Origin of the sequence: Pseudomonas sp. MF4836 (assembly GCF_002018875.1) — a bacterium.
In the GTDB taxonomy this organism is placed as follows: domain Bacteria; phylum Pseudomonadota; class Gammaproteobacteria; order Pseudomonadales; family Pseudomonadaceae; genus Aquipseudomonas.
Genome location: NZ_MVOL01000007.1, coordinates 155784 through 180383 on the forward strand (window position 1 = coordinate 155784; position 24600 = coordinate 180383).

The window sequence follows — 24600 nt, forward strand, 5'->3', positions numbered from 1 at the left end:
CAAAGGGTCAGACAAAAGGCCAGATCAACAGGGTAATCAAGAAACCCAAGGTGCCGAGCAAGGTGGTGATCACGGTCCAGGTACGCAGGCCGTCGGCGACATTAAGCCCGGCCAGCTTGGTGAAGATCCAGTAGCCGGCGTCGTTGATGTGGGACATCGCCAACCCGCCACCGCCCATGGCCAGGCACAGCAGGGCCATGTGGTTGGGGGTCAGGTTGAGCGTCGCGATCAGCGGCGCGATGATCCCGGCGGTGGTCACCAGGGCCACGGTGGTCGAACCTTGCACCGCACGCAGCAGCATGGTCAGCAAAAAGCCCAGGGCCAGCACCGGCAGGCCGGTGGTGCGCAACATGTCGGAGACCACGGCACCGATCCCGGTGTCCACCAGGACCTTGCCGAACACACCGCCGGCACCGGCGATCAGGATCACCATGGCCACGCCCGGCAGGGCCGAACCGATCACATCCGACACCTGGGAACGGCTCCAGCCGCGACGCGAACCCAGCAGCCAGGCACAGAGCAAGGTGTCGATCAACAGCGCCACCAGGGGCGCGCCGAGCACGGTCATGATCCCGCGCAAGGTCGACTCTGGGGGCAACAGCGAAGTGGCCAGGGTGCCCAGGAGAATCAGGATGATCGGCAGCAGAATCAGGCTGACGATCAGGCCGAAACCCGGTGGTGGCGCCGGCGGCAGCTTGGATACGATGCTGCTGGTGGACTCTTCCAGGCCCATGTGGGACACGGCCGCGGTGGCCTGGGCGCTGGTTTGGCTGGAGCCGTTGTTCCAGGCTTCGAGGTCGGCGTTGGTAACGTGGGGGCCATAGACTTCCGCACGGATATCGTCAGTCATCGGGTAGAAGCGACGGGTCATGCGCCCGGCCACACGGTAGCCGACGTAGCACAGGAAAGCGGTCAGCGGCAGGCCGAACATCAGCACCCGGCCCAGGTCCGCGCCCAGTTGGCTGGCGGCGGCCACGGCGCCCGGATGAGGCGGCAGGAACGCGTGCACGGTGAGCAGCGCCGCGCACATCGGCAGGGCGAAGATCAGCAGCGGCTTGCGCGCCTTGCGGGCCAGGCCATAGGCCAGCGGCATCAGGATGATGACCCCGACCTCGAAGAACACCGGCACGCCGATGATGAAGCCGGCAATGGTCAGCGCCAGCGGCGTACGGCGGTTGCCGAAGCGTTCGATCAGGGTCTTGGCCAGGGCCTCGGCACCACCGGAAAGCTCGATGATGCGTCCGATCATCGCGCCCAGGGCAATGATGATCGCGATGTGGCCCAGGGTCTTGCCCATGCCGCCTTCAATGGTGGCCACCAGGTCTGCCGGTTGACCCCGGCCACCAGCGCCACCAGGATGCTCACCAGCATCAGCGCGACAAAGGGCTGGAACTTGTACTTGAGCACCAGGAACAACAGCATGGCGATGCCCACGCCGGCGATCAGCATCAGGATCAGCGGGCTCATGATGCCAACCCTCCGTCGCAGACCAGGGGTAGTGTGTTAACGAGACTGCAGTCGGGATACGTCATGGGTGAAGTCCTGTTGTTATTGTTTTTCAGGCAGACCGGTCTCCACTGGAGTCGCGACGCTTCTCCCATGGCCTGCCTGCATTTACGTTGGGTCAAGTGAATACCGGTGCCCTACCAGGCGGCACCGAAGGTCTCGCGCAACTCGTCCAGGGCCGCCTGGCTCAGCGGTTCCGGCCGGGGCTGGGTCATCAGCCACAGGCGCGCGGTTTCTTCGAGTTCTTCCAGGGCGTAGCTGGCCCTGGACACCGAGCTTTCCCAGACCACCGGGCCCAGGCGCTCAAGCATCACGCCACGCACTCGGTTGGCCAGTTGCGCAACCTGCTCGGCGACCTTCGGCGAACCGGGGCGCTGGTAACCGATCAACGGGATGTGCCCGACCTTCATTACCTGGTACGGGGTCAGCGGCGGCAGGATGTCATCCGCCTGCCAGACACCGGCCAGGGTCAGTGCCACCAGGTGCGTGGAATGGGTGTGCACCACCCCGCCCACGCCCGGGTTGCGATCGTAGACCTGGCGATGCAGGGCCAGGGTCTTGGACGGCTTGTCGCCGGACACCCACTCCCCCGCCAGGTTGACCTTGGCGATGGCCGCCGGGTCCAGGCGCCCGAGGCAGACATCGGTCGGGGTGATTAGCCAGCCATCGTCCAGGCGCGCACTGATATTGCCCGCGCTGCCCACGGTATAGCCGCGCTGATAGAGGCTGCGACCGACGTCGCAGATCTCTTCGCGCAGGGCGTTTTCCTTGCTCAGGGCGCTTTTGACTGCCGTGCTCATTGGGCATCTCCAGCCAGTTGCTTGAGGGCCTTGGCGAAGAAATCCCGACCGCCGAAGTTGCCGGATTTCAAGGCCAGGGCCAGCGGCTCGTCGCCCCCGCTGACAGTGGCCGGCACGCCTGGGTCGATCTGCGCGCCGATCTGCAACAGCTGCACGCCCAGGGCCTTGACCACTGCACCGGAAGTTTCGCCACCGGCAATCACAAAGCGCCGCACGCCAGCCTGGCGCAGCCCCTTGGCGATCTCGCCCAGGGCATTTTCCACCAGGGCCCCGGCACGCTCGACACCCAGTTGCTGCTGCACCGCCTTGACCTCGTCGGGGGTGCTGGTGGCGTAGATCAACACGGTGTGCTGGTGCTCGCGGGCAAAGGCCAGGGCTTGCGCCACCACCGGTTCGCCGGCCGCCAGGGCCATCGGATTGATACGCAGGGCCGGGCGATCGGCTTCAAGCCAGGCCGCAACCTGGCCAATGGTCGCCACCGAGGCACTGCCGGCCAGGACCACTTCGCCACCGGCCACAGTCGGCAGGCTCGACACATCGAAGTCACGCAGCTTGCCGGCCCGGCGGAAGTTCTCCGGCAGGCCCAGGGCCAACCCCGAGCCACCGGTCAGCAACGGCAGGTCGGCGCAGGCGGCGCCCAGGGTATAGAGGTCCTGGTCGGACAGCGCATCGGCGATGGCCATGCCCACGCCCTGGGCCCGCAGTTCGGCGATCCTCGTCCGGACCGCCTCGACGCCCTGGGCGATGCTGTCGTAGCGCAACAGGCCAACCTTCTGTGTGGTCTGGGATTGCAGCACGCGCACCAGGTTGGCGTCGGTCATCGGCGTCAGCGGGTGATGCTGCATGCCCGACTCGCTGAGCAACTGGTCCTGGACAAACAGGTGGCCACGGAAAAGGGTCCGGCCGTTCTCCGGAAATGCCGGGCAAGCCAGGGTGAAGTCGCTGCCCAGGGCCTTGAGCAGAGCCTCGCTGACCTGGCCGATATTGCCGGCGGCGGTGGAATCGAAAGTCGAGCAGTACTTGAAGAAGATCTGCTCGCAACCTTGCTCGCGCAGCCAGTTCAGTGCGGCGAGGGACTCGGCCACCGCGTCATTGACCGGCGTGGTGCGGGATTTGAGGGCGATGACGATGGCGTCGGCATCCAGCTCCGCCGCCACTTCGAGACTGGGGATGCCGATGCTTTGCACCGTGCGCATGCCGCCGCGCACCAGCATGTTGGCCAGGTCGGTGGCGCCGGTGAAGTCATCGGCGATGCAGCCCAGCAACGGGCGGGAAAGGGTCGGGCTCATGGGGCGGTCCTCATACAGACTCGGGCTTGGCGGTCGGCAACTCGATGCCCGGGAAAATCTTGATCACGGCCGAGTCATCCTCGCGCCCGAAACCGGCGCTGGAAGCCTGCATGAACATCTGGTGCGCGGTGGCCGACAGCGGCAGCGGGAATTTGCTGGCGCGGGCGGTATCCAGGACCAGGCCCAGGTCCTTGACGAAAATATCCACCGCGGACAGCGGCGTGTAGTCGGCCTTGAGGATGTGCGGCACGCGGTTTTCAAACATCCACGAGTTGCCAGCGCTGTGGGTGATCACTTCGTACAGGGCGTCGGCGTCGACCCCTTCACGCAGGCCCAGGGCCATGGCTTCGGCGGAGGCGGCAATGTGCACCCCGGCCAGCAACTGGTTGATGATCTTGACCTTGGACCCCAGGCCATGGGCATCGCCCAGGCGGTAGACCTTGCCCGCCATGCCGGCCAGGATCGCCTCGGCCTTGGCGTAGGCTTCGGCCGGACCCGAGGTCATCATGGTCATTTCGCCGGCCGCCGCCTTGGCCGCACCACCGGAGATCGGCGCATCGAGGTACAGCAGGCCTTGCTCGGCCAGGCGCTGCCCGAGGTCCACGGCGTAGGTCGGGGCCACGGTGGCACAGCCGATCACCAGGCTGCCGGGGCGCAGGGCCGCAACCGCCGCACCGTCGCCGAACAACACGCTTTCAGTCTGCTCGGCGTTCACCACCACGGTGATGATCACGTCACATTCGGCGGCCATCTGCGCGGCGCTGGCACAAGCCACCCCGCCTTCACTGGCGAATTGCTCGGTGACCGCGGCGCGCACATCGCAGGCATGCACATTGAAGCCGCTGCGCAACAGCGAGCGGGCGATACCCAGGCCCATGGCACCGAGACCGACGACACCGACGTTTTTGTTATTCATGAGCAACTCCAGAAATAGGCGACGGCGTACCCTGCGCGGCAGCGCGCAGGCGGCGGGCCGCGTCGAGGGAATAGAGGTTGGCGCTGATCAGCGCACTCCCGGGCAGCGCCTGTGCGGCGACGGGAGCTGCGAGCAGCGATACGGCGTGCCGGATTACCGCGGGGCTGACGCCAAAGGCGGCGGCCAGCAGCTCGACGGGTTCGGGGCGGGCAACGCGCAGCGAGGCATGCAAAGAGTGGGTGTGGGTCGACCGAGGAGCCTTGGCGCTCGGCGGGTGCAACGGGGCCTTGTCGTACATGAGGGCCATCCTGCTTGGTTTTGTTGTCAGGTTGGAACAGATAATCCACCAATGAACGGATTATGTGAAGTTATTTTTCAATCTAACATTTTTTAACATCGCCACTCACACACCCACCCTCCCCAACCTGCCTCGCTGCGCAACCGCCACCACCGATACCGCCCGCTCGGCGTCAGTGGCGCGACGGTTCTACCGCGCGTCGGCCAGCCTCGATAATCGGCCGAACAGCGCCTGCAACCCTGACCTGGATCAGTTCAAGCGCCCAGGGCCGGGTCGATGCTCAGGACACAGAGCCACCGACTGACGGTAGCGCCCCTCATCGCACTGGCGTTGACCCCCTTGCCGGGCTGGTGCCTGATGCTGAGTCCCGCAATGTTTGGATAAGGATGATTCGACATGGCAACGATCCAAGTTCTCGCAGGTGACTTCCTGCAAGGTGATGGCGAATACCGCAACGGCAGCTTCAAGCTGAAGACCGCCTTCAATACTTCCCCCGGCGTGGTGCTCAAGGCCTCGGCCTTCAAGACCCTGGAAATCGCCACCCAGGATTCCGTCGCCAACAAGGATGCACTGAGCTTCGGCATCGCCGGGGCCATGCTCCTGGGGCCGGTGGGCGCAATTGCCGGTTACCTGATGGCAGGCACCCAGACCGAAGTGACGTTTCTCGGCACCTTCAATGACGGTCGGCAATTACTGGCTGCCACCGACAGTCAGACTTATCGGGATATATCCCGGCAATTGAGCGCGCCATAATCTCCCTTCATTAATTACAACAGTGCTCACGGATATAGTCCCTGAGCACTGACTTGTAATAACGGCGCAATGAACCACGACAACAAATAGCACACTGCCATAAATCAGCCGACTTCCTGTACATTTCCTGTCTGACGCCAATTAATACACTCATCCGGGTGGTTTTAATGTTGACTTCAACCCCCCTCGCCAGTAAATTGCGCGGGCCGGCAACACCGGCCATTTTTCAACTCACTAAAGAAGCCAATGGACACAGTATCTAGACGCTGTCTGGCCGCTGCCTCTGCGCAGAACCAGGCACTAACCCAGGCAATGACGGGACTCGACTCTTCGGTCGGGTGAGCTGCGCTAGAGCTTGATGCTCCATCGTAACTTGCCTCCACCGGAGCCAGTCCGGTCGCGAGGTAATGTTATGAACTTCAAATCCACAGTAATGCCAGGCGTACGCGCCTTTGCTTCGACGATGCGCGTCAAGCTGTGCCGTGAGCGCAGCGTCGCGGCACGCTCGCCCTTCTCCACCCCCTGCGCCCGTACCCAGGCTCACCTGCGGTCCAATTGGCGCGTCTGCCCGGCCACCGGTCAGCTCCAGCAACGCTGGTGTGTCGATGACAGCCAGGACCCACCGAGTCGGAGTATCGCGCAGCTGTTCCAGCAGGCCGGGATGATCTACAGCCTGTACCTCGGAACCCGCACTTTCCACTGATCCGAAGACACTTCGTGTTCTTCCCGAGCGTTTTCCTTATATAAGGAATTCGGCAACTTACTGTTGCCCGCTTTAAATCAAATCAATGGGAGCCTGTTATGGAAGAGGCCAGTAGTAGGTTCGCTGTATATCCATTGTCACGGAGTATGCAGCGAACGTTAAAACCAATAACACGCAACTACCTGAATCGATCGCTTACTTGCGGCTCGACATACTTTCGCTCGTCTTTAATCAGGTGAGTTGTTTGTGTGTCGTGCCGCAAGACTGCGGCAGGAGCACACGCAATGACTACAGCAGTAAAAAAACCCAAGGCCCACAACGGCAACGCGTCCAGCGACGAAAACAAGCTGTCGATGCGTGCGGCCCGGGAAGCCCAGAACAGCCTTGACGTGACCCTGGGCAACGTCAAATCCAACACCAATGGCCTGACCGAACTCGACGCCGAGGGCCGCCTGCACCGGGACGGCTTCAACGAAGTGGCCCACGACCACCCACCCCACGCCCTGGTGCAATTGCTCCAGGCCTTCAACAACCCCTTCATCTATGTGCTGATGACCCTGACCGGCATCAGCTTCATCACTGACTTCTGGCTGCCGCTGCAAGACGGTGAAGAAACCGACCTCACCGGGGTCATCATTGTCCTGGTCATGGTCCTGGCCAGCGGCCTGATGCGCTTCTGGCAGGAACACCGTTCGGCCAAGGCCGCCGAGGCCCTCAAGGCCATGGTGCGGACCACCGCCGCAGTCCTGCGCCGCGAGCAGATGGGCATGCAGGCCCAACTGCGCGAAGTGCCGATGCGCGACCTGGTCGTGGGCGACATCGTGCGCCTGTCGGCGGGCGACATGATCCCGGCCGATATCCGCCTGATCGAATCCCGTGACCTGTTTATCAGCCAGGCCGTGCTGACCGGCGAAGCCTTGCCGGTGGAGAAGTACGACACCCTGGGCGCGGTCCAGGAAAAGTCCGCCAGCAGCGTCGCCGCCGACCAGCAGGACCTGCTCGACCTGCCGAACATCTGCTTCATGGGCACCAACGTGGTCAGCGGCACCGCCACGGCCGTGGTGGTGGCCACCGGTTCGCGCACCTACTTCGGTTCCCTGGCCCGCTCCATTGTCGGCACCCGCACCCAGACTGCGTTCGACCGTGGGGTGAACAGCGTCAGCTGGCTGCTGATCCGCTTCATGCTGGTGATGGTGCCGATCGTGCTGCTGATCAACGGCTTCACCAAGGGTGACTGGACCGAAGCCTTCATGTTCGCCCTGGCGGTGGCCGTCGGCCTGACCCCGGAAATGCTGCCGATGATCGTCAGCGCCAACCTGGCCAAGGGCGCCGCCGCCATGGCCAAGCGCAAGGTGGTGGTCAAGCGCCTGAACGCGATCCAGAACTTCGGCGCAATGGACGTGCTCTGCACCGACAAGACCGGCACCCTGACCCAGGACCGGATCATCCTCGAACGTCACGTCGACATTGCCGGCGGGCGCTGCGACCAGGTGCTGCAACTGGCCTGGCTCAACAGCTACCACCAGAGCGGCATGAAAAACCTGATGGACCGCGCCGTGGTGCGCTTCGCCGAAGAAAACCCCAAGTTCAGCCCGCCCCAGGCCTGGACCAAGGTCGACGAACTGCCGTTTGACTTCGTGCGTCGCCGTCTCTCGGTGATCCTCGCGGACGACACCGGCCATCACCTGATGGTGTGCAAGGGCGCGGTCGAGGAAATGCTCGAAACCGCTACCCAGGTACGCCAGGACGGCAAGGTCGTCGAACTCGACGCCGAGCGCCGCGCCGCACTGCTGGAGCAGGCCGAGGAATACAACCGCGACGGTTTCCGCGTGCTGCTGGTGGGCACCCGCGACCTGGCACCCGACGCGATCCGTACGCAGTACAACGCCAGCGACGAACGCGAGCTGGTCATCGAAGGCCTGCTGACCTTCCTCGATCCGCCCAAGGAAACCGCAGGTCCGGCCATTGCCGCCCTGCGTGAAAACGGCGTAGTGGTCAAAGTCCTGACCGGCGACAACCCGATCGTCACCGCCAAGATCTGCCGCGAAGTCGGCCTGGAAGTCGGCGTGCCGGTACTGGGTCGCGACATCGAGCAAATGGATGACGTGTCCCTCAGCCGCCTGGTGGAAGAGCGCACGGTCTTTGCCAAGCTGACCCCGCTGCAGAAATCCCGGGTGCTCAAGGCCCTGCAGGCCAACGGGCACACCGTGGGCTTCCTCGGCGACGGTATCAACGATGCTCCGGCGCTGCGCGATGCCGACGTCGGTATCTCGGTGGACAGCGGGACCGATATCGCCAAGGAATCGGCAGACATCATTCTCCTGGAAAAGAGCCTGATGGTGCTGGAGGAAGGGGTGATCAAGGGTCGCGAGACCTTCGGCAACATCATGAAGTACCTGAACATGACCGCCAGCTCCAACTTCGGCAACGTGTTCTCGGTGCTGGTGGCCAGTGCCTTCATCCCGTTCCTGCCGATGCTGGCGATCCACCTGCTGTTGCAAAACCTGATGTACGACTTCTCCCAGCTGGCCCTGCCGTGGGACAAGATGGACAAGGAATACCTGAGCAAGCCGCGCAAGTGGGACGCCAACAACATTGGCCGTTTCATGCTGTGGATCGGGCCAACCTCGTCGATCTTCGACATCTCCACCTTCGCCCTGATGTGGTTCGTGTTCGCCGCCAACAGCGTGGAAATGGCCGCCCTGTTCCAATCCGGCTGGTTCATCGAAGGCCTGCTGTCGCAGACCCTGGTGGTGCACATGCTGCGGACCCGCAAGATCCCGTTCATCCAGAGCACCGCTGCGTTGCCGGTAATGCTGGCCACCGGCCTGGTGATGGCGCTGGGGATCTACGTACCGTTCTCGCCGCTGGGCGCGATGGTCGGCCTGGTACCGCTGCCGTGGGAATACTTCCCGTGGCTGGTCGGCACCCTGCTCTGCTACTGCGTCGTGGCCCAGACCATGAAGACCATCTACATCCGCCGCTTCAAGCAGTGGTTCTAAGCACCTGAGCCCAGGGTGGCCGGCCGGTTTGGCGGCCACCCTGGATCGGCAATGGCTCCTCCCAACACCCTGGGGAGAACAGCAATGCGACTGATCCAATACCTGTGGCAACCACTTGATCGGGCCCTGCGTGCACTGCTGGTGATCGGCCTGTCGAACAGCGCCAGGCTACTCACCGCCCTCAGCGTCCGGCTCTATGCCAGGGGCTGGCTGAGCGCGGTTGAAGTCCGATTTCTCCTGGCGTTCAGCAGCGCCATCAACCGCACCTCGATCCGGGTTGCGGCCCGCTAGACAATGAAACAGTTCAAGGAGAGTCCTCATGTCGGGAACTACTCTGCTAATCAATCTCGCTGGTTCCATCGCCCTGTTGCTGTGGGGCACCCATATGATTTCCTCGGCCCTGCTGCGCGGTTTCGGCACGCAGTTGCGTCAGTGGCTGGGGCAAAACCTGACTAACCGCTGGATGGCCCTGGCCTGTGGCATCGGCATCACTGGGGTGCTGCAGAGCAGCACCGCCGTCAGCCTGATGGCCACTTCTTTTACCGCCGCCGGGACCCTGAGCCTGGCGCCGGCGCTGGCAGTGATGCTGGGCGCCAATATCGGCTCGACCCTGGTGGTGCAACTGCTGAGTTTCGATATCTCGATCGTCACCCCGCTGGTGCTGCTGGTCGGCTTTATCGTGTTCCGCCTGCGGGACGACTCACGCTTCGAAAGCCTGGGCTGCGCCCTGATCGGCCTGGGCCTGATGCTGCTGGCCCTGCGCATGCTCGGCGCCACCCTGGGCGACGTCGAAGGCTCGGCGATATTCCAACTGCTGATGCGCAGCCTGGACGGCGAACTGCTGCTGGCGCTGCTGGTGGCCACGGTGCTGGCCTGGGTCTGCCACTCCAGCGTCGCGGTGGTGTTGCTGGTTGCGTCCCTGGCCGGCGCCGGCCTGCTTTCACCCTCTACCAGCATGGCCCTGGTGCTGGGGGTGAACATCGGCGGCGCGCTGCCTTCGCTGGTCAACGCCGGCTCCAGCGTCGCCCGGCGCCTGCCCCTGGGCAATTTTCTGGTGCGCCTGAGCGGGGTGCTGATGCTGTTGCCCTGGGTGCCGTTGCTGGCCCAGCCCCAACTCCTCGGCCAACTGCCACCGGCACTGCTGGTGGTGGGTGTGCACAGCGCCTTCAGCCTGGTGCTGGCCCTGCTGTTCATCGGCCTCACCGGGCCCCTTGCCGCCCTGCTCACCCGGCTGCTGCCGGAGCCCGAGCGGGTGGTCGACCCCGGGATGCCGCTGTACCTGGACGAATCCGGCCTGGAAGTGGCCAACATCGGCCTGGCCAACGCCGCCCGCGAAGCCCTGCGCATGGCCGACATGCTGTCGAGCATGCTCAGCCGGGTGCTGCAACTGCTGCGCACTTCGGAGCAGGCCAGCGCCGATGAAGTGCGGCGCATCGACCAGTCCCTGGACCTGCTCAGCGCGGCGATCCGCGCCTACCTGGCGGATATCGGCAAGGAAGGCATCAGCGACCAGGATGCCGACCGTTCCCAGGAGATCCTGATGTTCGTGATCAACCTGGAACACGCCGGCGACATTCTCTCCACCAGCCTCGCGCAATTGGCGGCGCGGCGCCTGCGTCGGGGCGAGCACTTCTCGGCCTTTGAACTCGGCACCCTGTACCCGTTGCACCGTGAAGTCCTCGAAAGCCTGAGCCTGGCGGTGACCGTATTCCTGCGCGAAGACCTGCCCACCGCACACCAGCTGGTCAGCCGCAAGGAAGTGGTGAGAAGGCTCGAAGCCATGGCCAGTCGCGAGCACTTCCGGACCTTGCGCGAAGACAAGAGCGCCTGGGCCGAGTCCGGCGATATTTTCCAGCGCCTGCTGCGCGACTACCGCCGCGTGCATCACCACATCGCCGCCCTGGCGTACCCGGCCCTGGAACGCGCCGGGGAACGCGACATCAATAGCAGCCTGGCCGGTGACGGCCTGGCAGACGCTCCCGACACCATTGACCGCAAGGAACCAGAGCAATGCGCATCCTGATCTGCGCCGGGCGCCACTACGCCGACACCCACCTGTGCCGGCGGGTGCTGGAAGCCTTCCAGCGCATGCACGAAGTGCGGGTACTGATTCACGGCGGGAGCCAGTTCCTGGGGGCGGAAATCGAAGACTGGGCCCGAGAGATCGGTGCCGACATCGTGCGCTATCCGCCCAACTGGCAGCTCCACGGCAAACACGCCGAGCGCCTGCGCAATGCCTTCATGCTCAAGGACAGTCGCCCGGACCTGGTGATTGCCTTGCCCGGCGGCGAGGACACCGAAGAACTGCTGGCCCGGGCCAAGGCCCAGGGCATTCAGACCCTGTCGGTCACTGACCGGCAATAACCCACCCCTTTCCACCCACAACGAGCCTTCCTCATGAACGAAGAACCCAGCAGGCGCTGCGCCCCCTTTGCGGGCCTTGATCCGCTCACCACCTGCGTCCCCTTTCGAACGCCCCCTGCGTGCCAGCACGCAGGGCGCATCGCCCCAACCCTGACGGAGTTCCACCATGCTCAAGCCCAAGCGTCATAGCGCCCCCAACCCGGGCCCATTCACTTCCATCAGCAACAGCCTGCCGCCGTCCCGGGTACGGATGCTGCGGCGTAACCTGCAGTTCATCAGCCTGATCCTGGTGTTGATCGTGCTGCTGTCCCTGTTCTCCACCGCCCGTGCCGCGGGGGGTGCCTATGTGGTGGACGATGGCGGGATCAACGCCCCGGGAGAATGCAACGTCGACCTCTGGCACCAGAGCAATCGGCATGACCATTCCAGCCAGCAGACCGTGCTGTCGCCGGCCTGCACCTTCCAGGCCCTGCCCTGGGCCCAACTGGGCGTCGAAGTGCAGCACGGTCGGGAAGACGGCGCGTCCGAGACGCAACTGAGTCCGCAGCTCAAGGCGCAACTGTGGGACCGTGAAGACCTCGGCCTGCAACTGGCCCTGGCCACCTCGGCGCACGTGGCCCTGAACCGCAGCCACGCCTTTGACGGCGCCGACTTCAACCTGCCCCTGACCTACTCGCCCATCCAGGCCCTGCGCCTGAACCTCAACGCCGGCTGGAGCCATGCCTACGATGACGGTCAGCGCAATCACCGCTGGACCTGGGGTACAGGACTGGAGTACGACCTGGCCGAGAGCCTGACCCTGATCGCCGAACGCTACGGCCAGCGTGGCGGCGATAACGCCTGGCAAGCCGGGCCCAGGCTGCATGTCGGTCAACGCATCGACCTCGACCTCGTGCTCGGACAAAACCTCAACCAGACCCGCGACCGCTGGCTAAGCACCGGCGCCACCCTGCGCTTCTAACCCTGTAGCCGCTGCCGAGGCACAAGGCTGCGCTGGCCCTCATGGGCGCCGTAATCCACCCGAGAGCAATACGGCGTTTTACAGGGCCAGCGTCCGCATGCGGCCCGAGCCTGCGGCAGCGGCTACAAGGTTATTGGCGGTAATCGGGGGCGGTGCGGTCGAGGAGGCGCAGCAGAGCGGACCAGGCCAATTGCATCGCGTCGGGGTCGTTGAGCTCACCCTCTTCCAGGGGCCTTGCGGGGTCATTGAACTGGCGTTCGGTGTATTTGCACACATCCGCCGGTGGCAACACCAGCTCTCCCGCAGCCTGGGCCGCGAGCTGGATTTCGCAGGCTTTCTCCAGGTAATACATGCGCAGAAACGCCTGGCTGACGCTCTCGCCCACGGTCAACAGACCATGGTTGCGCAGCATCAGCACCGGTTTGTCTCCCAGGTCCGCCACCAACCGTTGCTGCTCGCCCATGTCCAGGGCCACGCCTTCGTAATCGTGATAGGCCACGCGCCCGTAAAACTCCATGGAAATCTGGTTCACCGGCAGCAAGCCGCACTTGAGCGCCGCCACCGCGCAACCAGAGCGGGTGTGGGTGTGCAGCACGCACTGGGCATCCTCGCGGGCGCCGTGGATCGCACTGTGAATCACGAACCCCGCCGGGTTCACCGGGTATGGCGAGGCCTCCACCGCACGCCCGTCGAGGCCGATCTTGACCAGGTTCGACGCGGTGATTTCGTCGAACATCAGGCCATAGGGGTTGATCAGGAAATGGTGTTCCGGCCCCGGCAGGCGCACCGAGATATGGGTAAAGATCAGGTCGGTCATGCGAAAGTGCGCAACCAACCGGTAACAGGCCGCCAGCTCTTCGCGCAGGCGCTGTTCAGTGGCGCTGCGCTCGGGGCCGGCAGTTGCAGGGACGGCGCCAAGCGGCGGTGCAAGGGTGTTCATCATCAGGTTCTCCAGGCTGATCGGCTGCGCGAACAATAGGGCTGGACGCCAACGGACGTCCAGCCCGCCCCGCCACTACTTGCTGGCCCAGGCGTTGAAGCGCTCTTCGAGCTCCTCGCCATGATCGACCCAGAACTCGACGTTCATCGACAACGCCCCCGTCAGGTTCTGCGCCGAGGTCGGCACCCATTGCGCCAGCTTCGGATCGAGCTGCGCCGCCGCCTGGGTATTGGTCGGCCCATAGGGGATCTGCTGCACGTAATTGACCTGCACCTCAGGCTGGTTGGCGAAGGCGATAAAGCGCTTGGCCTGGTCGACGTGCCGCGAGCCCTTGATGATCGCCCAGTAATCCATGCCATACAGGCTGCCCGGCCAGACCAGCGCCAGGGGGCTGCCACCCTGGGCCGCCGAAGCGATCCGACCGCTGTAGGTCGAGGTCATCACCACATCGCCGGCGCTCAGCCATTGCGCCGGTTGCGCGCCGGCCTCCCACCACTGGATGTAGGGCTTGAGCTCACCCAGCTTGGCGAACGCGCGGTCGACACCGGCGGGGGTCGCCAGGACCTTGTACACGTCCTCGACCTTGACCCCGTCCGCCATCAGGGCGAACTCCAGGTTGTACACCGCGCGTTTGCGCAGGCCACGCTTGCCGGGGATTTTCTTCACGTCCCAGAAATCCGCCCAAGAGGTTGGCGCCTGGGCCAGCTTCTGGCGGTCATAGGCAATCGCCACGCTCCAGACCAGGGCCGCTGAGCCACAGTCTTGCGCGGCATCGGGAATCAACTGCTCGGCATGCCCCAGGACCTTCCAGTCAAGGCGCTCGTACATGCCCTCCTCGCAGCCGCGCATCAAATCCGGGCCTTCGATCTGCACCACATCCCAGTCGACGCTGCCGGTGTCGACCATGACTTTGATCCGCGCCATCTCGCCGTTGTATTCGCTCTGGATCAGCTTGCTGCCGTCGGCCTTGCTGAAGGGCTGGAAGATCGCCACGTCCTGGGCTTTTTGTCCGGCTCCGCCGTACCCGACCACCACCATGTCCGGCGCTGCCTGGGCGCTGCCCAGCCCGGCAGCCAGCAGCAGGAACAACGGATAAAGGCCCTGTTTGCGCGTGTTCGATTTCATCATTGGTTCCTCGTGCAGGTCCCCCTTGGGTCATCGCCGCCAGGGTCCTTTTTTATTGTTGTGAGGGTGGCCCCAGGAGCGGGCACAAAACGAAGCTACTGCAACCACAAGTAAAAAAACAAGTTGATTTTTTACTGAGGGTAAATTTCTATAGGCCAATAATAAAAATGCCGAATACCCGCCTTCGCGTCTTCGGCCCGCCTGGAGCTTTCCCATGTCGACGCCGTCCTCCGCCTTCACGCACCTGTTCGAGCCGTTGCAGATCCGTGGCAAACGCCTGAAGAACCGCATCATGTCCAGCGGTCACGACACCTCCATGCCCACCGACAACCTGGTCAACGAGCAGTTGATCGCCTACCACCGGGCGCGGGCCGAGGGCGGCGTCGGGTTGATCGTGCTGCAGGTGGCCGGGGTCCATGACAGTGCGCGCTACACCTCCCACGTGCTGATGGCCACCGATGACGCCTGCATCGACGGCTACCGGCGCCTGGCCGAAACCTGCCACGCCCACGGCACCCTGGTGCTGTCGCAGATCTTCCACCCGGGGCGCGAGATCATGGAGTCCAGCGACGGCCTGCTGGCCGTGGCCTATTCGGCCTCGGCGGTGCCCAATGAACGGTTCCGGGTCATGCCCCGGGCTCTCGACCAGGGGATGATCGACGAAATCATCCGCGGTTACGCCAGTGCCGCCCGGCGCCTGCACCAGGCCGGGCTGGATGGCGTGGAGGTGGTGGCCAGCCATGGCTACCTGCCGGCGCAATTCATCAACCCCCGGGTCAACCAGCGCAGCGATGGCTACAACGGCGACCTGGAGCAACGCCTGCGATTTGTCCGCGAGGTGATCGCCGCGATCCGCGCCAGCACCGACGAGCAGTTCATCATCGGCCTGCGCATCAGCGCCGATGAACGCGACCCCGAGGGCCTGAGCGAGGACGATTCCCTGGCCGCGGTGCAGGCCCTGCAACGGGAGCTGGATTACGTGCACATCGTCGCCGGCACCTCGGCATCCCTGGGCGGCGCAGTGCATATCGTGCCGCCGATGGCGATCGAGGCCGCGTACCTGGCCCGTGAGGCCGGGACCTTCAAGGCCGGCCTGCAGATTCCGCTGTTTGTCACCGGGCGCATCAACCAGCCCCAGGAAGCCGAACTGATCCTGGCCCGTGGCCAGGCCGACGTGTGCGGCATGACCCGTGCGCTGATCTGCGACCCGCAAATGCCCAACAAGACCGACAGCGGGCGCGCTGAAGATGTGCGCGCCTGCATCGCCTGCAACCAGGCCTGCATCGGCCACTTCCATAAAGGCTTGCCGATTTCCTGCATCCAGCACCCGGAAACCGGGCGCGAGCTGCAATTCGGCACCTTGCACAGCAGCGCCCGGCCCAAGCGAATCATGGTCGCCGGCGGCGGCCCGGCCGGGATGAAGGCCGCCGCGGTGGCCGCGCAACGGGGGCATGAGGTCACGCTCTACGAGGCCAGTGCGCAACTGGGCGGCCAGGTGCTGCTGGCGCAGTTGCTGCCACGGCGCAGCGAGTTCGGCGGCGCCAGCACCAACCTGCAACGCGAGATGCAACTGGCCGGGGTGCGGGTGGTGCGCAATACCCGGGTCGACCGGGCGCTGGTGGAACGCGAGCGCCCGGACCTGGTGATCATTGCCACCGGCGCCGAGCCCTATTGGCCGGCCTTTGAGCGTGGCGGCGAACTGCAAGTGGTGGATGCCTGGCAGGTGCTGCGCGACGAGGTGCAACTGGGGCGCTCGGTGGTGGTGGTGGACTGGCGCTGCGACTGGATCGGCCCCGGCATCGCCGAACGCCTGGTCCGCGCCGGGCATCAGGTGCAACTGGCGGTCAACGGCACCCACTGCGGGGAAAACCTGCCGCTCTACGTGCGCGACCAACTGGCCGGCGAGCTGCATCGACTGGCCATCCCGATCATTCCCTATGCGCGCCTGTACGGCTGCGACGACAACACGGTGTACCTGCAACACACCGCCAGCGGCGAACCCATGCTCCTGGAAAACATCGACAGCCTGGTGCTGTGCCAGGGTCACCAAGTGGTCGACACCCTGGGCGACGAGCTGCAGGGGCTGGTGGAGTTTCGCCGGATCGGCGACTGCCTGGCGCCGCGCACCGCCGAAGAAGCGATCTACGAAGGCTTGAAAGTCGCCTGGGAGCTGTAAGGCTGTTTTATACTCCGCACCTTTTCCAGGATCGGGCGCCCCGGCGCGCCCACCTCCACGGTTCGGAGCACGCCATGAGCAACAGCAGCAAGATGCCGCCTGCCACCAGCGCGCCCCCACCCGACGGCAACGCGGCGGGCCCGCAGTTTCTCGGCACACGGATCCGCGGCCTGCGCAAACGCCGCGGCATGACCCTGACCGAGCTGGCGCAAAACAGCGAGCTGACTGCGGGTTACATCAGCCAATTGGAACGCAACCTGGCGTATCCGTCGATTCCGGCGCTGTTCAACATCGCCCGCAGCCTGGGCGTGACCATCCAGTGGTTCTTCGCCAGCGAAACCAATACCGCGCCTGAAGACCAGGGTTACGTGGTGCGCCGGCAAAACCGCATGAGCGTGCATTACGAAAACGGCATCGTCGACCAGTTACTGACCCCGCAGCCGACAAGGCAGCTGGAGTTCCTGCATTCGCGTTTTCCTCCGGGCACCTACAGCCAGCTCAGCTACAGCCACGAAGGCGAAGAAGCCGGCTACCTGCTGGCCGGCAGCTTTGAGCTGTGGGTCGGTGAACGGCACTTCCAGCTCAACGAGGGCGACAGCTTCAGTTTTTCCAGCCAGGAACCCCATCGCTACGGCAACCCGGGCGAGGTCGATGCGCTGGTGCTGTGGGTCATCACCCCCCCAACCTTTTAGTTTTCAGGCCATAAGTCATGCACCATTTGATCCGGCACAACGCCCCATGAGCCGCCTGCCCTCGCTCCAGATCGACCTGGCCAACATCCAGGACGCACCGCAGCTGCATGCACTGCTGCGCGATGCCCTGGATTTCCCGCATTGGTATGGCTGCAACTGGGACGCCTTCTGGGACGCCATCAGCGCCCTGGTGGAGATGCCCGAACAGCTGGTTTTCGAGCACTGGCCGGGGTTCGCCGAACGCCTGCCCCGCGAGGCGCGGATGATTCAGGAGTGCCTGGAGCGACTCAAGCAGCTCTATCCCGAACAGGCCTGCCAAACCCATTACCGCTAAGCCACACCCCTTACCCAACAAGGAAGAAGATCCCTCGAATGGCCTTTATCTCCCGCAACAACACCCTGGCTGGCCTACTGCTGGTCGCGGCCACCCTCCACGGTTCGCTGGCTCAGGCCCAGACCAAGTCCTTCGAAGAGCGCAAGCAGCAGATCCACGCCATGGACCAGCAGGTCTCGGCCGAGGGCAGCGCCCGCAAGGAGCGCTCCGAAGCCCTGCTGCGTGCCGAGGGCGTGCCGCTGCCGGCGGGCCTGCCGGCGATCGCCACCCAAGCCAACGCCCACCCGCGCAGCACTGACGCCGTCGCCTACCGCGCCATGGCCTTGCTGGTGGTCGCGGCCAAGGGCAGCGGCCTGGACCAGCCGACGGTGGACAAACTGGTCGAGGGCTACAACCTGGCCCCGCGCTTTACCCCGGAAGAAAGCCTGTTTATCGCCAACCCCCAGCCCTCCGAAGAGCAGCGCATCAAGTTCTCCTGGCGCTACGAATCGGCCTGGGTCCTGCTCTGGGCCCTGGGCTATGTCGACACCCTGGACAAGCCGCAGAACGTCTGCGACGTCAACAGCGCCGCGGCCATCATGCTCAAGCGCACCCCTGAGGAGTTTATCGCCGACGCCAAGCCGCGCCCGCTGCAAGAAGTCCTCGACCAGACCGACCGCACCTACCGCTATGACTGGAATGTGGTCGAAGCCCGCATGAAAAACACCGCGCCCCCGGCCGGCCTCGACGCCAGCGTGACCTATGAACGCCACTACGCATTCAACTGGTTGATGGGCTACATGGGTCAGGAATGGGACGACGTCAATACCGATACCTGACAGGAAAACCGCCTGCGCTACGGCCTCATTACTTGGCCGCTGCGCAGCGCCGGCCGGCCCAGCAGCCGCCAGCACCCTCGCCCCACCTGAAGCGCTGGCTGCTCACTGATAGGCCTGATGCACGACCCTGTTTTTTTCAAGGAGCCATCGGATGGTCAATGTGTTGTTTATCTGCAGTCAGAACCGCCTGCGCAGCCCCACTGCCGAGCAGGTGTTCGCCGATTGGCCGGGGGTCGAGACCGCCTCGGCCGGGATCAACCACGATGCCCAGGTGCCGGTGTGCCCGGAACTTCTGGAGTGGGCGAACCTGATCCTGGTCATGGAACCCCGGCACCGCAGCAAACTATCGAGCAAATTCAAGCCGCACCTGCGGGACAAAAAGATCATCTGCCTGAACATCCCCGATGATTTCGAGTTCATGGCCCCGGAGTTGATCGAGATCCTGCGCAAGCAGGTGCCGCAGTTTTTGCCAGACTGAACCCCACCGTCATTCAAGGATCAAGCCGCTATGGCCCTGGAACTGTTCGACCTGCCGACCTGCCATGTGCTGCTGGAGATCGAGAACTATCAGTTCCCCGGGCACACGGATCGCCTGGATGCCAACTGGCTGCAGGTTCGCGGCCGGATCGAAGACCCGCGCGGCAGCTGGAGCTTTGTCGACCCCTGCCTGACCACCCAGGAACTGCTGAAACTGGAACGTTGGCTGGGGGCCCTGGATCCCGGCGCGCCGGCCATCCAGTCCTGCTACTTCACCGAGCCTTGCCTGGCGTTTCACTTCAACCCCGGGCCGCACCCGGTCCTGGAGCTGGTGTTGTCCCACGAGGCCGCGCCCCCCTGGGCCAGCGCCGAGCAACGCCTGGAAGGCGTGTCGTTGCAGGTGCCGCTGTCCACCAACAGGCCCGAGGTGCTGCAAGCCAGGGTCCAGGGATTGATCGCACGCTTCCCGGTTGTGCCTTGAACCGCTGAGCGACATCAGCGCGCCAGCAAGGCCTCACTCAAGGCCGCCGAGGCGCTGTACAGCGCCATCCTGCCGCGCACCAGCACCTGGGCGCTGCGCCGATAGGCCGCCGCGTCGATCAGCACCTGCTCGCCGTCCAGGCGTGCGGTGATCAGGGTGTCGAGCACGCCGGCAGGGTTTTCGATCGACAGTGGGAATTCACCCACGCTGGCGCCCAGGGCCTGGGGCGCGCTGAGCACGTCATGGGCCACCGTGCCCTCGATCAGGCACGCCGCCGCCAGACAGCAGCCACCGGAAACCGCCAGGGACGGATGGGCGCTTTGCGGGGTGAAGTAGCGGGTGTTGATGTGGCCACCGGCCTGTGCCGGGCTGACGATGCAGATTTTTGGCAGGGTCTCGCTGCGCCGCAGTTCATCGGCGCTCATCAGGGCGCCGCTGCGATTGCGCAGTTGCATGCGCTGGCCGCCTTCGACCAGCAGATCGCTCAGGGCCGCTTTGAACACCGGATCGGCGTCCAGTTGCGCTGGCGTTTCATAACCGCTTTTGCCCAGGTCGGCGGCGTTGACGATGATCATCGGCACCGCGACGTCGATGCAGGTCGCGGCAATGCCATTGAGCCTGTCGCGGCGCAGGCCGCTGGGAAACAACGCCCCGGTCTTGGCCCCCACCGGGTCGTGCAGAAACAGATCGACCCCGGGAAACACCCCGTTGACCCCAGGGATCCGGGTGTCGCTGAGCAGACGGCCATTGGCAAACCCCAGGCGCGCATAGAGCGTGGTCCGGGTGTTGGTATTGAAGATTTCGATCTGCGCCGTCGGCTCCTCAGGTGCCAGCCAGCCCCGGGCCAGGGCATAGAGCGGCAAGGCGGCCGACATATTGCCGCAGTTGACGCTCCAGTCGATGTGGCTCTTGCCGGCCGCCAGTTGCGCCAGGGTGCTGGTCATGCGCGTCTCGCCGGGCCTTCGCTCGACGATAAACACCTTGTTGCTGGTGGGGATGCCCCGGCCCAGCCCGGTGATCTGGGTGTTGCCCGGCCATTCCCCCACCAGCGGCACGCCCATCAGGTGGCGCAGCAACTCCTCCAGCAGCGCTTCGTCTTCGGGCACCGCCTCCCGGGCCAGGACCAACCCGGTCGAGGTGCCGCCGCGCATGTGAAACACCGGAAACTGAAGAATGCCGGCGTCAAGCGTGCAGCGCTGCGGGTCTGTGTTCATGGTCGGCTCGGGGCGATTGGCGAAGTCAGGGGGCAAAGCCTAAAGCCGTTGCCCGGCTTTTGACCAGCCCTGCGCCAGCGCCGCTCATGAATAGGCACCCACCACCCGCCGCACCTTGAGCAAGGCCTCGCGCAACGCCCCCATCTCCAGCGAGCCCAAGGCCAGGCGCAGCGCATGGGGAACATGGGCCGAGGTGGCGAACGGTTCGGCCGTGGACACCGACACCTGCTCACGCAGCAACTCCATGGCGATCTGGTCCGCGCGGACCTCTTCGGCCAGGGGCAGCCACAGAAAGTACGAAGAGGGGTGGCGCACCACCGGCAACCCCGCCAGCACCTGGTCGGCCAGGGCCTGCCGGGCCTCGGCGTCGGCGCGCTTTTGCGCCTCCAGCCGAGCGACCGTGCCATCGTCGATCCAGGCACAGGCAATCGCCGTCAGCATCCCTGCGGTGTTCCAGGTGGTGGCCCTGATACTGCGCTCCAGCGCCGGCACCTGCGGCAGGGGCGCGGCGATAAAACCAACCCGCAGGCCGGTGGCGACACTCTTGGAAAACCCGGACACATACAGCGTTCTTTCCGGCGCCAGGGCGGCAATCGGCGGCGGCGCCTCGGCGGCCAGAAACGCATAGGCCCCATCCTCGATGATCGACAGCCCATGCTCGCGCGCAATCGCAACCAGTTGCCGGCGCTGTTCCAGCGCCATCACCCAGCCCATGGGGTTGTGCAGGGTCGGCATGGTGTAGACCGCCCGCACCGAACGCTGGCGGCACAGTTGGTCGAGGGCGTCGAGGTCCGGCCCCTCGGCCGTTGCAGGGATTGGCAGCACTTCAAGGTGCAGGGATTCGGCCAGCACCTTGAACCCCGAGTAGGTCAGCGCGTCGGCGGCGATCACATCCCCCGGTTGCAGCAGCGCCATCAGCGCCACCGCCAAGCCATGCTGGGCGCCGCTGACGATCAGCACCTGCTCGGCCTGCACCTGCAACCCGCGGCTCAGCAGGTGATGTGCGACGCCAGCCCGCTCATGCAAACGCCCGGCATGGGGCTGGTAGCGCAGCAGGGATTCCAGGTCACCGGACAACGCCAACTGGCGCAGGGCCGTGCGCAGCAGGTCGGCCTGCCCGGGAACCGAGGGGTAGTTGAAGTTGAGGTCGAGCATGCCCGCCACCACATCCGGCTGGTCGATACCCTGACCCGGTGGCAGCGCGGTCTCCCGGACAAAGGTGCCGCGCCCGGTTTCGCCGCTGACCAGGCCCATGGCCTCCAGTTCGGCGTAGACCCGGCTGGCAGTGACCAGGGCCAGGCGGTGCTCGGCCGCCAGTTGGCGATGGGTCGGCAGGCGCGTACCGGGCGCCAGGCGCCCAGCACGAATGTCGGCGGCGAAGCTATCAACCAGGGCTTTATAGCGGGCGCGAGGCATGAGCAATGTATCCATGACAATTTTTTGATTGTATCGGGAGCGGGTCATAGCATGCGCTTCATGCCACCCGTCATGCCACTGCAATCCTGACCCTGGCCCTGCCCTTTCCCTCCCTGCAATCGAGTGTGCCCCTGATGGAACAGACATCGACCCCAACCCACCCGACTCTGGAAAAAACCTCCAGCGGCTGGCTCAACGGATTGATCGGCGTGATTATTTTCAGTGGCTCGCTGCCCGCGACCCGGGTCGCGGTGCTGGAGTTCGACCCGGTGTTTCTGACCGTCGCCCGGGCCACCATTGCCGGCCTCCTGGCGCTGTGCATGCTGCTCGCGTTCAAGCAGCCGCGCCCTGCCCGCAGCCAGGTGCTGCCGTTGTTGATTGTCGCCATCGGCGTGGTGCTGGGCTTTCCGCTATTGACCGCCCTGGCCCTGCAATATGTGACCTCCGCCCACTCCATCGTGTTTCTCGGCATGCTGCCCCTGGCGACGGCGGTGTTCGGCGTGTTGCGCGGCGGCGAACGGCCGCGTCCGGTGTTCTGGCTGTTCTCGATCCTGGGCAGCGCGCTGGTGATGGGTTTCGCCCTGTCCCAGGGCCTGAGCGCAGCGCCTGAAGGCGACATCCTGATGCTGTTGGCGGTGCTGATCTGTGGCCTGGGTTACGCCGAAGGCGCCCGCCTATCGCGCAGCCTGGGCGGCTGGCAGGTGATCTGCTGGGCGCTGGTGCTGGCCTTGCCGGTCATGGCCGGGGCCACCTGGCTGCTGGCCCCGGCCCGCTTTGCCGGCATCAGCCTGCCGGCCTGGTTGAGCCTGGGCTACGTGTCGCTGTTCAGCATGCTGATCGGCTTCGTGTTCTGGTATCGCGGCCTGGCCCAGGGCGGCATTGCCGCCGTCGGCCAGTTGCAGTTGCTGCAACCCTTCTTCGGCCTGGCGCTGGCCGCGACCCTGCTCCACGAACAGGTCAGCCTGGGCATGCTCGGGGTCACCGTGGCCGTGATCGCCTGCGTGGCCGGGGCCAAGCGGTTTTCCCGCTAGCCCGGCGCACCTTCGCGAGACTCAGGCGCGGCGCGCCAGCAACAGCACCGAGGCCGCCGCCGACAACAAGGCGGCGCAGCAGCGATTGAAGATGCGCTTGCCCGCGGGCTGGGCAAACCAGCGCCGCATGTACAGCCCCATAAAGGCGTAGCCACTGATGGCGATCCACTCCAGCACCAGGAACAACCCGCCCAGCACCAGGAACTGCGCAGAGATCGGTGCAGCCGGATCGACGAACTGCGGCAGGAACGCAGTGAAAATCAGGATGGCCTTGGGGTTGCCGATGGCCACCAGGAACTCCTGTCGCGCCAGGGCCAGCAACCCCAGGGACGCGGTGTTGCTCTCGGCCTCGACCCGGGTATCTGCACGCCATAACTGATGCGCCAGGTACAACAGATAGCCCGCACCGAGAATCTTGATCCCGTAGAACAGCAGCTCCGAGGCTTGCAGCACCACCGCCAGCCCGGCCGACGCCAGGGCGATCATCAGCGAAAACGCCAGCAGCCGACCCACGCCAGCCAGGCACGACGTGCGAAAGCCGTAGGTCGTGGCATTCCTGACCGACAGCAGGTTATTCGGCCCGGGGGCCATATTCAGGGCGAAGCAGGCCGGGAGGAACAGCGCCAGGGTGGCCAGGTTCATGGGAGCTCCAAGTGCAGGTGGGGTGACGGTTTTTAGTCAAGACCGGAAAACTTAAAGAGCATCCGGGCGCGATGCAAGCGCCAGTGCAAGCCACCCTTCCATAGTCCACCCCCCCATCACTCATTCAGGGTTTCGTTGGCCGCCCTGGGGGTTTTAACCAACCGCGCTTCAAACCGTTTTACGCTGCAGATCCAGCGTGGTGCCGATCAGTCGGGTGAAGATACTCAGCAACTCCATGGTCTCCGGGTTTTCCAGTTTTCTGGGCAACGTATCGAGGGCGCATAAGGTGCCGAAAACCGTGCCGTCGGCGAAAACGATCGGCAGTGAGATGTAGCTTTCAAAACCATGGTGCTTGGGCAGCGGGTGTTCGGAGAACACCGGGTCAAGGCTGGCGTGTTCGATCACGATCGGCTTGCGGGCCAGGCGCAGCTGATTGCACAGGGTGGCCTCGATCAAGAGTTCATCGCCCACATTCACGCCGAACTGCAATTCGTCATGCACCGCGCAGGCGACCCAATGGGTGTCGGTCATCTTGGAAATCGCGGCGAATCGCATACGGGTCAAACGGGTGGTCAGCCTCAGGATATTTGAGGTGACTTCTATTTCAGCAATCGCAGCCCGTTCTTCAGCGGTAAGATTTTTTATGACCAACACTCCTGACA

24 protein-coding genes and 1 pseudogene are annotated in these 24600 nt (G+C 64.6%); 14 read left to right on the forward strand and 11 right to left on the reverse strand.

Annotated features, from left to right (window positions below):
* Nucleotides 1-7 precede the first annotated feature (7 nt).
* The 5 genes and pseudogenes from MF4836_RS17825 to MF4836_RS17845 form a co-directional block, all read right to left on the reverse strand.
* Nucleotides 8-1467 (reverse strand): annotated as a pseudogene (locus tag MF4836_RS17825) (GntT/GntP/DsdX family permease).
* Between the two features lie 176 nt (nt 1468-1643).
* Nucleotides 1644-2282, reverse strand: a complete 639-nt coding sequence (gene otnC, locus MF4836_RS17830) for a 3-oxo-tetronate 4-phosphate decarboxylase (RefSeq protein ID WP_078471552.1) — start codon at nt 2280-2282, stop codon at nt 1644-1646.
* Nucleotides 2283-2302: 20 nt separating this feature from the next.
* A complete protein-coding gene (otnK, locus tag MF4836_RS17835) occupies nt 2303-3595 on the reverse strand; it encodes a 3-oxo-tetronate kinase (protein ID WP_078471372.1) in 1293 nt (430 codons plus the stop codon).
* Nucleotides 3596-3605: 10 nt separating this feature from the next.
* Nucleotides 3606-4511: an L-threonate dehydrogenase gene (gene ltnD, locus MF4836_RS17840; RefSeq protein ID WP_020298321.1), complete on the reverse strand. Its 906-nt coding sequence runs from the start codon at nt 4509-4511 to the stop codon at nt 3606-3608.
* The gene (locus MF4836_RS17845) at nt 4504-4809 is read right to left on the reverse strand and encodes a hypothetical protein (protein WP_078471373.1); all 306 of its coding nucleotides are present in this window, start codon (nt 4807-4809) and stop codon (nt 4504-4506) included. The genes ltnD and MF4836_RS17845 overlap by 8 nt, the downstream gene beginning before the upstream one ends.
* 396 nt (nt 4810-5205) lie before the next feature.
* Between MF4836_RS17845 and MF4836_RS17850 the strand changes: the two genes are divergently transcribed.
* The 7 genes from MF4836_RS17850 to MF4836_RS17880 all read left to right on the forward strand — a co-directional run bounded on the left by MF4836_RS17850 (nt 5206) and on the right by MF4836_RS17880 (nt 12592).
* A complete protein-coding gene (locus MF4836_RS17850; protein WP_078471374.1) occupies nt 5206-5562 on the forward strand; it encodes a hypothetical protein in 357 nt (118 codons plus the stop codon).
* A gap of 412 nt (nt 5563-5974) precedes the next feature.
* The gene (locus MF4836_RS17855; protein WP_078471375.1) at nt 5975-6265 is read left to right on the forward strand and encodes a hypothetical protein; all 291 of its coding nucleotides are present in this window, start codon (nt 5975-5977) and stop codon (nt 6263-6265) included.
* Between the two features lie 284 nt (nt 6266-6549).
* Entirely contained in the window at nt 6550-9267 is a 2718-nt protein-coding gene (mgtA, locus tag MF4836_RS17860) for a magnesium-translocating P-type ATPase (protein ID WP_078471376.1), read from the forward strand.
* 84 nt (nt 9268-9351) lie between these two features.
* On the forward strand, nt 9352-9558 hold the full coding sequence (locus MF4836_RS17865; protein ID WP_078471377.1) for a hypothetical protein: 207 nt from the start codon (nt 9352-9354) through the stop codon (nt 9556-9558).
* 28 nt (nt 9559-9586) lie between these two features.
* Nucleotides 9587-11290, forward strand: a complete 1704-nt coding sequence (locus MF4836_RS17870; RefSeq protein ID WP_078471378.1) for a Na/Pi cotransporter family protein — start codon at nt 9587-9589, stop codon at nt 11288-11290.
* The gene (locus MF4836_RS17875) at nt 11278-11631 is read left to right on the forward strand and encodes a DUF2493 domain-containing protein (protein ID WP_078471379.1); all 354 of its coding nucleotides are present in this window, start codon (nt 11278-11280) and stop codon (nt 11629-11631) included. Before MF4836_RS17870 ends, MF4836_RS17875 begins: the two co-directional genes overlap by 13 nt.
* A 166-nt stretch (nt 11632-11797) precedes the next feature.
* Nucleotides 11798-12592, forward strand: a complete 795-nt coding sequence (locus tag MF4836_RS17880) for a hypothetical protein (protein WP_078471380.1) — start codon at nt 11798-11800, stop codon at nt 12590-12592.
* 130 nt (nt 12593-12722) lie between these two features.
* Here MF4836_RS17880 and MF4836_RS17885 read toward each other — a convergent pair whose 3' ends face one another.
* Nucleotides 12723-13535, reverse strand: a complete 813-nt coding sequence (locus MF4836_RS17885) for a class II aldolase/adducin family protein (protein WP_443217350.1) — start codon at nt 13533-13535, stop codon at nt 12723-12725.
* 72 nt (nt 13536-13607) lie between these two features.
* The gene (locus MF4836_RS17890) at nt 13608-14657 is read right to left on the reverse strand and encodes an ABC transporter substrate-binding protein (protein WP_078471381.1); all 1050 of its coding nucleotides are present in this window, start codon (nt 14655-14657) and stop codon (nt 13608-13610) included.
* Between the two features lie 214 nt (nt 14658-14871).
* Between MF4836_RS17890 and MF4836_RS17895 the strand changes: the two genes are divergently transcribed.
* From MF4836_RS17895 to MF4836_RS17920, 6 genes are all read left to right on the forward strand, one after another.
* Entirely contained in the window at nt 14872-16833 is a 1962-nt protein-coding gene (locus MF4836_RS17895; RefSeq protein WP_078471382.1) for an oxidoreductase, read from the forward strand.
* 92 nt (nt 16834-16925) lie between these two features.
* Nucleotides 16926-17525: a helix-turn-helix domain-containing protein gene (locus MF4836_RS17900; protein WP_161955751.1), complete on the forward strand. Its 600-nt coding sequence runs from the start codon at nt 16926-16928 to the stop codon at nt 17523-17525.
* A 46-nt stretch (nt 17526-17571) separates the two neighbouring features.
* Nucleotides 17572-17859, forward strand: a complete 288-nt coding sequence (locus MF4836_RS17905) for a barstar family protein (RefSeq protein WP_078471384.1) — start codon at nt 17572-17574, stop codon at nt 17857-17859.
* A 38-nt stretch (nt 17860-17897) separates the two neighbouring features.
* Nucleotides 17898-18677 carry a DUF4272 domain-containing protein gene (locus MF4836_RS17910; protein WP_078471385.1) on the forward strand — a complete coding sequence of 260 codons (780 nt, stop codon included), beginning with the start codon at nt 17898-17900 and terminating at the stop codon, nt 18675-18677.
* Between the two features lie 151 nt (nt 18678-18828).
* The gene (locus tag MF4836_RS17915; protein WP_078471386.1) at nt 18829-19155 is read left to right on the forward strand and encodes a low molecular weight protein tyrosine phosphatase family protein; all 327 of its coding nucleotides are present in this window, start codon (nt 18829-18831) and stop codon (nt 19153-19155) included.
* A gap of 30 nt (nt 19156-19185) precedes the next feature.
* Nucleotides 19186-19635, forward strand: a complete 450-nt coding sequence (locus MF4836_RS17920; RefSeq protein WP_178102964.1) for a WapI family immunity protein — start codon at nt 19186-19188, stop codon at nt 19633-19635.
* A gap of 14 nt (nt 19636-19649) precedes the next feature.
* Here the strand turns inward: MF4836_RS17920 and MF4836_RS17925 are convergent, their stop codons facing one another.
* Both MF4836_RS17925 and MF4836_RS17930 read right to left on the reverse strand, forming a co-directional pair.
* Nucleotides 19650-20849, reverse strand: a complete 1200-nt coding sequence (locus MF4836_RS17925) for a PrpF domain-containing protein (RefSeq protein ID WP_078471387.1) — start codon at nt 20847-20849, stop codon at nt 19650-19652.
* Nucleotides 20850-20933: 84 nt separating this feature from the next.
* Nucleotides 20934-22265 carry an aminotransferase-like domain-containing protein gene (locus MF4836_RS17930; RefSeq protein ID WP_078471388.1) on the reverse strand — a complete coding sequence of 444 codons (1332 nt, stop codon included), beginning with the start codon at nt 22263-22265 and terminating at the stop codon, nt 20934-20936.
* 134 nt (nt 22266-22399) lie between these two features.
* On the opposite strand from MF4836_RS17930, the gene MF4836_RS17935 reads away from it, so the two are divergent.
* The gene (locus MF4836_RS17935) at nt 22400-23296 is read left to right on the forward strand and encodes a DMT family transporter (protein ID WP_078471389.1); all 897 of its coding nucleotides are present in this window, start codon (nt 22400-22402) and stop codon (nt 23294-23296) included.
* A 21-nt stretch (nt 23297-23317) separates the two neighbouring features.
* Here MF4836_RS17935 and MF4836_RS17940 read toward each other — a convergent pair whose 3' ends face one another.
* Nucleotides 23318-23938, reverse strand: coding sequence for a LysE family translocator (locus tag MF4836_RS17940; protein ID WP_078471390.1), 621 nt, complete (start codon nt 23936-23938; stop codon nt 23318-23320).
* A gap of 168 nt (nt 23939-24106) precedes the next feature.
* Nucleotides 24107-24583: a GAF domain-containing protein gene (locus MF4836_RS17945; RefSeq protein WP_443217358.1), complete on the reverse strand. Its 477-nt coding sequence runs from the start codon at nt 24581-24583 to the stop codon at nt 24107-24109.
* Between the last annotated feature and the right edge of the window lie 17 nt (nt 24584-24600).

Coding starts and splice junctions, on each gene's coding strand:
- MF4836_RS17850 (WP_078471374.1), top strand. CDS start 5,206: ATGGCAACGATCCAAGTTCTCGCAGGTGACTTCCTGCAAGGTGATGGC.
- MF4836_RS17925 (WP_078471387.1), bottom strand. CDS start 20,849: ATGAACACAGACCCGCAGCGCTGCACGCTTGACGCCGGCATTCTTCAG.
- MF4836_RS17910 (WP_078471385.1), top strand. CDS start 17,898: ATGGCCTTTATCTCCCGCAACAACACCCTGGCTGGCCTACTGCTGGTC.
- mgtA (WP_078471376.1), top strand. CDS start 6,550: ATGACTACAGCAGTAAAAAAACCCAAGGCCCACAACGGCAACGCGTCC.
- MF4836_RS17885 (WP_443217350.1), bottom strand. CDS start 13,535: ATGATGAACACCCTTGCACCGCCGCTTGGCGCCGTCCCTGCAACTGCC.
- MF4836_RS17940 (WP_078471390.1), bottom strand. CDS start 23,938: ATGAACCTGGCCACCCTGGCGCTGTTCCTCCCGGCCTGCTTCGCCCTG.
- MF4836_RS17900 (WP_161955751.1), top strand. CDS start 16,926: ATGCCGCCTGCCACCAGCGCGCCCCCACCCGACGGCAACGCGGCGGGC.
- MF4836_RS17895 (WP_078471382.1), top strand. CDS start 14,872: ATGTCGACGCCGTCCTCCGCCTTCACGCACCTGTTCGAGCCGTTGCAG.
- MF4836_RS17870 (WP_078471378.1), top strand. CDS start 9,587: ATGTCGGGAACTACTCTGCTAATCAATCTCGCTGGTTCCATCGCCCTG.
- MF4836_RS17920 (WP_178102964.1), top strand. CDS start 19,186: ATGGCCCTGGAACTGTTCGACCTGCCGACCTGCCATGTGCTGCTGGAG.
- MF4836_RS17935 (WP_078471389.1), top strand. CDS start 22,400: ATGGAACAGACATCGACCCCAACCCACCCGACTCTGGAAAAAACCTCC.
- ltnD (WP_020298321.1), bottom strand. CDS start 4,511: ATGAATAACAAAAACGTCGGTGTCGTCGGTCTCGGTGCCATGGGCCTG.
- otnK (WP_078471372.1), bottom strand. CDS start 3,595: ATGAGCCCGACCCTTTCCCGCCCGTTGCTGGGCTGCATCGCCGATGAC.
- MF4836_RS17880 (WP_078471380.1), top strand. CDS start 11,798: ATGCTCAAGCCCAAGCGTCATAGCGCCCCCAACCCGGGCCCATTCACT.
- MF4836_RS17845 (WP_078471373.1), bottom strand. CDS start 4,809: ATGTACGACAAGGCCCCGTTGCACCCGCCGAGCGCCAAGGCTCCTCGG.
- MF4836_RS17930 (WP_078471388.1), bottom strand. CDS start 22,265: ATGCCTCGCGCCCGCTATAAAGCCCTGGTTGATAGCTTCGCCGCCGAC.
- MF4836_RS17915 (WP_078471386.1), top strand. CDS start 18,829: ATGGTCAATGTGTTGTTTATCTGCAGTCAGAACCGCCTGCGCAGCCCC.
- MF4836_RS17855 (WP_078471375.1), top strand. CDS start 5,975: ATGAACTTCAAATCCACAGTAATGCCAGGCGTACGCGCCTTTGCTTCG.
- MF4836_RS17890 (WP_078471381.1), bottom strand. CDS start 14,657: ATGAAATCGAACACGCGCAAACAGGGCCTTTATCCGTTGTTCCTGCTG.
- MF4836_RS17865 (WP_078471377.1), top strand. CDS start 9,352: ATGCGACTGATCCAATACCTGTGGCAACCACTTGATCGGGCCCTGCGT.
- MF4836_RS17905 (WP_078471384.1), top strand. CDS start 17,572: ATGAGCCGCCTGCCCTCGCTCCAGATCGACCTGGCCAACATCCAGGAC.
- MF4836_RS17875 (WP_078471379.1), top strand. CDS start 11,278: ATGCGCATCCTGATCTGCGCCGGGCGCCACTACGCCGACACCCACCTG.